The organism is Rhizobacter sp. P1_G5 (assembly GCF_056405435.1).
Window position 1 is genome coordinate 1 of record NZ_JBFUCB010000467.1, and the last position, 4,925, is coordinate 4,925.

The 4,925-nt window shown below is 71.1% G+C and carries 5 protein-coding genes; all 5 read left to right on the forward strand.

Features of this window, described 5'->3' with window-relative positions:
• A partial coding sequence (locus AC1D12_RS24665) for a helicase C-terminal domain-containing protein (RefSeq protein ID WP_477843476.1) occupies nt 1-145 on the forward strand: 145 nt, incomplete at its 5' end.
• A gap of 141 nt (nt 146-286) precedes the next feature.
• Complete coding sequence (locus AC1D12_RS24670) at nt 287-3,112, forward strand: PAS domain S-box protein (protein ID WP_477843470.1); 2,826 nt, start codon at nt 287-289, stop codon at nt 3,110-3,112.
• Entirely contained in the window at nt 3,087-3,719 is a 633-nt protein-coding gene (locus AC1D12_RS24675) for a response regulator (protein ID WP_047511637.1), read from the forward strand. Before AC1D12_RS24670 ends, AC1D12_RS24675 begins: the two co-directional genes overlap by 26 nt.
• A 111-nt stretch (nt 3,720-3,830) precedes the next feature.
• Entirely contained in the window at nt 3,831-4,238 is a 408-nt protein-coding gene (locus AC1D12_RS24680) for a response regulator (protein ID WP_477843472.1), read from the forward strand.
• Nucleotides 4,239-4,346: 108 nt separating this feature from the next.
• Nucleotides 4,347-4,925 (forward strand): heme NO-binding domain-containing protein, encoded by a 579-nt coding sequence (locus AC1D12_RS24685; protein ID WP_477843474.1) that lies wholly within the window; start codon nt 4,347-4,349, stop codon nt 4,923-4,925.

Consider the following 4,925-nt stretch of genomic DNA (forward strand, 5'->3'; position numbering starts at 1 on the left):
GCAGAAGGTGGTGCAGGCGGCCGGGCGGGTGATCCGCACGACCAGCGACGAAGGGGTCGTGATCCTGATCGACGACCGCTTCGCGAAGCCGCAGGTGCGCGGGCTGTTGCCGGCGTGGTGGCAGGTCGTCGCGGCGGCCGGCTGAGCTTTTTCTCTCCGGAGAACCCCGCCCGTTGTGCGCCGGGCGAGCGTGTATAAAAGGTGGCATCGTGGCGCCGTGCGCACCGCTGTTCGTGTCACGCTGCATCGTCTGCGAAGCGTTGTCGTGGTTCAGCAAAGGTTGATCATGCCCGCACCGTCGCTTCATGCGTTCCTGACACGGCTGATCTGGCTGTGCGTCGGGCCGCTGGGGGTGCTCTCGATCTACCTTGCCATCGAACGCGTGCGCGACGTGCAGGACAACCGCGACCGCGAGGCCCGGGGCATTGCGACCACGCTCGCCGGCGACGTCGATCAGTTCCTGAACGCCCGCATCGGCGCGCTCGGGATGCTGGCGCAGTCGCCGCTGATCGACGTGGCGTCGCGCCGCGCCGAGCTCTACGAGGAAGCGCAGGCGTTCCGCCGCAGCTTCGGCGGCCACGTGATCGTGGCCGACCCCGGCCTGCACATGCTGCTCAACACCCGCGTGCCTTTCGGCACGGCCTTGCCGCCGCTGCCGGTCCCGAAGGGCCGGGCGGCCGTGCCGATCGCATTCGCCAGCGGCCGCCCGGCGGTCGGAGACCTGTTCATCGGCCCGGTCGCCAAGGAGCCGCTGGTGGCCGTCGCGGCGCCGGCACTGCGCGATGGCAGGGCGGCCTTCGTCGTGCTGACGGTGTTCGAGGTGCGTCAGTTCCAGGCGCAGCTGGAAGCGGTCGGGCTGCCGGCCGGCTGGTCGCTCGCGCTGCTCGACGGCAGCGGCGGGACGATGGCGCGGCGCGCGGCGCCGGGCTTCAACCCGGCCACCGACGTCGACGCCGGCGGGCGCTTCACCGTGAAATCGGCGCTCTCGTCCTGGTCGGTCGTGCTCGACATTCCGCGCGACATCTACCGCGCACCGCTGCTGGAGGCTGCCGCGACRCTCGCGCTCGCGGTGGCGGCCGCGACGCTGGCCGGCGTCGTCGGCGGCACGCTGGCCGGTCGCCGCCTCGCGCGTTCGGTGGCCTCGCTCGCGCAGACCCCACCGCCCGGCGCGCCACCGCCGCCGATCACCGAGATCGCGGCCGTGCGGCGCCTGCTCGACGATGCGGCACAGCGGCGCGAGGCGGCCGAAGCCACCTTGCTGGTGAGCGAGCAGCGCTTTCGCCGCCTCTTCTACGAAGCGCCGCTGCCGCAGGCGCTGGTCACGCGGGACGGCGTGCTGGCCGGGTTGAATGCCCGATTCGTGCAGGTCTTCGGCTACGGCCTCGACGACATCCCCACGCTGGACGACTGGTGGCAGCGCGCCTACCCCGACCCGCGCTATCGCGCCGAGGTGATCGGCAGCTGGCAGGCGGCGCTCGCGCAAGCCGAGACCGCCACCGTGAAGGTCGCGCCGATCGAGCGCCGCGTCAGCTGCCGGGACGGCACGGTGCGCACGATGGTGGTGTCCGGCATCGGCATCGGCGACGATTTCCTGTCGACCTTCTTCGACGTCACCGAGCGCAAGCAGGCCGAAGCGGCGCTGCGCGAGAGCGTCGGCTTGTACCAGCGCACGCTCGACAGCATGCTGGAAGGCTGCCAGCTGATCGACTTCGGCTGGCGCTACCTCTACCTCAATCCGGCGGCGGCGCGCCAGCACCACGGGCAGACCCAGTCACTGGTCGGCCGCACGCTGACGCAGGTGTATCCGGACATCGAGGCGACCCCGGTGTTCGCGATGCTGCAACGCTGCATGCGCGAGCGCATCGCGCAGCACAGCGAGATCGAGTTCGTGTTCGCCGACGGGACTCCCGCGTGGTTCGACCTGAACGTCCAGCCGGCGCCGGAAGGCGTCGCGGTCTTCAGTGTCGACATCACCGAGCGCAAGCGGGTCGAGGAGGTGCGCCAGCGGCTCGCGGCCATCGTCGAGGCGTCCGACGACGCGATCGTCAGCAGCACGGTCGACGGCCTCATCACGAGCTGGAACCGGGGCGCGGAACGCACCTTCGGCTTTGCCCCGGACGAGGTGATCGGCCGGCCGGTGCACGAGGTGCTGCGCTCGCCGCACGGCCTGGAAGAGGCCCGCGCCGAGGAGCGCCGGCTCTTCGACACGCAGCGCGGCGGCGCTGCGGGCGGTGCCCAGGAGGTGGTGCGGCTGCACCGGCAGGGGCAGCCGGTCACGCTGTCGGTCGTCACGGGCGTGATCCGGGATGCGCAGGGCGAGGCGGTGGCGCTGTCGGCGATCCTGCGCGACATCACGCTGTCGAAGCGCCGCGATGCCGAGTTGCAGCGGCTGCTCGCCGAGCAGGCGCAGCGCGACGTGCTGATGCGCGAGCTGACGGCCCGGCTGCGCACGCTGCGCGAGGAGGAATGCACGCGCATCTCGCGCCAGGTGCACGACGAGCTGGGGCAGCTGCTGACGGGGCTCAAGATGGACGTGCGCTGGATGACGCGGCGGCTGGCCGCCGGTGCGGCACCGGCCGACCTGGCGCCCAAGCTCGCGGAGGCGGAGGCGCTGATCGACCAGACGGTGGCGACGGTGCAGCGCATCGCGGTCGAGCTGCGGCCCAGCGCGCTCGACACGCTGGGCCTGCCGGCGGCCATCCGCGACGAGGCGCGCCGTTTCGAGGCGCGGACCGGGATTGCCGCCGCGCTGCGGGCCGACCTCTCCTCGCTGCCCGACGCGGCGGTGGCGACGGCGCTGTTCCGCATCCTGCAGGAGCTGCTGACGAACATCGCCCGCCACGCGCAGGCGTCGGCGCTGAGCATCACGCTGGCTGACGACGGGGACGCCTGGATCCTGCAGGTGCGCGACGACGGGGTGGGCATCCCGGTCGAGACCGCGCGCCGCGCGACCTCGCTCGGCCTGCTGGGCATGACGGAGCGTGCAGAGGCGCTCGGCGGCGCATTCCGCATCGAGCGCTGTCCGCAGGGCGGCACCCTCGCGACGGTGCGGGTGCCGCATTCATTCATCGAACCGGGGGCCGGGCATGCAGCACATCCTGATAGCCGATGACCATGCCGTGACGCGCCACGGGTTGCGCGAGCTGCTCTGCGACGCCTTCGACGGTGCCGACGTGACCGAAGTGGGGGACGGCGACGCGGTGCTCGCCGCCCTCGCGCTGCATGCCTGGGACCTGCTGCTGCTCGACGTGCTGATGCCGGGCCCGGGCATCCTCGAGCTGCTGCGCCGGATCCGTGCGCACAGCGCCGACGTGCCGGTGCTCGTGCTGACGGCCAGCGACGAGACGGGCTACATCGTCGAAACGATGAAGGCCGGCGCGAACGGGCTGATCCACAAGCACCGGGCCGTCGACGACCTGCTGCTGGCGGTGCGGCGCATCGCCGACGGCGGCACCTACCTGCATGCCGACACGGCGGTGGCCATCGCCAGGCTGCTGCAGGAGCGCCCGCCGACCCGGCTCCACCACGACCTGTCCGAGCGCGAACTCGACATCTTCCGGCGCATCGCCCTCGGGCGTGCGATCAAGGAGATCGGCTTCGACCTCGGCCTGAGCGAGAAGACGGTGGCCACCTACCTGGCGCGCATCCGCGAGAAGACCGGGCTCATCAGCCACGTCGAGATCGCCCGCTACGCGCTGAAGAACGGCCTGGTGGATTGACGGCCGCGCGGTGGTGACGGCCGCGCAGTGACGAGCGTGTAGGCAATTTGCCGACGCCCGTTGCCGCAAATGCGCACACGGCGCGGCCCGGGCCGATGGCACGATCCCGCCATGCAGCGCGAGCCTCGACGCCCCACCTTCCTCGTGGCCGACGACGTGCAGGCCATCGCCCACCTGGTCTGCGAGCTGCTGCGCGAGAGCGGTGCCGAGGTGGTGGCCTGCGCGACCGACGGCGTCCAGGCGCTGCGGCTGTTCCACGCGACCTTGCCCGACGCCRTGGTGCTCGACCTGCAGATGCCCGGACTCAACGGCCTGCAGCTGCTGCGCGCCATTCGCGAGAGCGAACACGGCCGCGGCTGCCTGGTGATCGTGCTCACCTCCCACGGCGAGGAATCGATACGCGAGCAGGTGCTCGCCGACGGTGCCGACCACTGCCTGCACAAGTCGACCGAGTTCGAGCGCCTGCTGCAGATCGTGCCGGAGTTCGCGCGCTCGCATGCCGCAACCCGTCAGGCGTAGTCAATCTGCCGACAGCTGCACCGGAAATCTGCCGACTGGCGCGGCCCGGCGGCCGCGTGCACAGTCGCTGCCTGAAATGTTCCATCCCGGAGAGATGAAGGAAGCTCCATGTACGGTCTTGTCAACCAGGCGGTCGAGGATTTCGTCATGCGCGGCTTCGGCGATGCGGCCTGGCAGCGCATCCGCGAGGGCGCCGGCGTCAGCCACGAGATGTTCGTCTCGATGGACGGCTACCCGGACGAGGTGACGTACAAGCTCGTCGGCGCCGCGTCGGAGGTGCTGAAGCTGGACGCGGCGCAGATCCTCGAATCGTTCGGCGAGCACTGGGTGCTGTACACCGCGCAGGAGGGCTATGGCGAGATGCTCTCGATGTTCGGCGCGAGCCTCGAGGAATTCCTGGGCAACCTCGACAACATGCACAGCCACGTCGGCCTGACCTTCCCGGACCTGCGGCCGCCTTCGTTCCAGCTGGAGCGCGTGGACGGCGGGCGCGGGCTGCTGCTGCACTACCGCAGCGAGCGCATGGGCCTGGCACCGATGGTGATCGGCCTGCTGAAGGGCCTGGGGCGGCGTTTCGACGAGAACGTCGTCGTGCGCCAGACCGCCCACCGCGGCCTCGACGACCACGACGTATTCCGCATCGACCGCATCGGCCCGGTTGCCGCGGGCGCATCGCCGCAGCAGTGA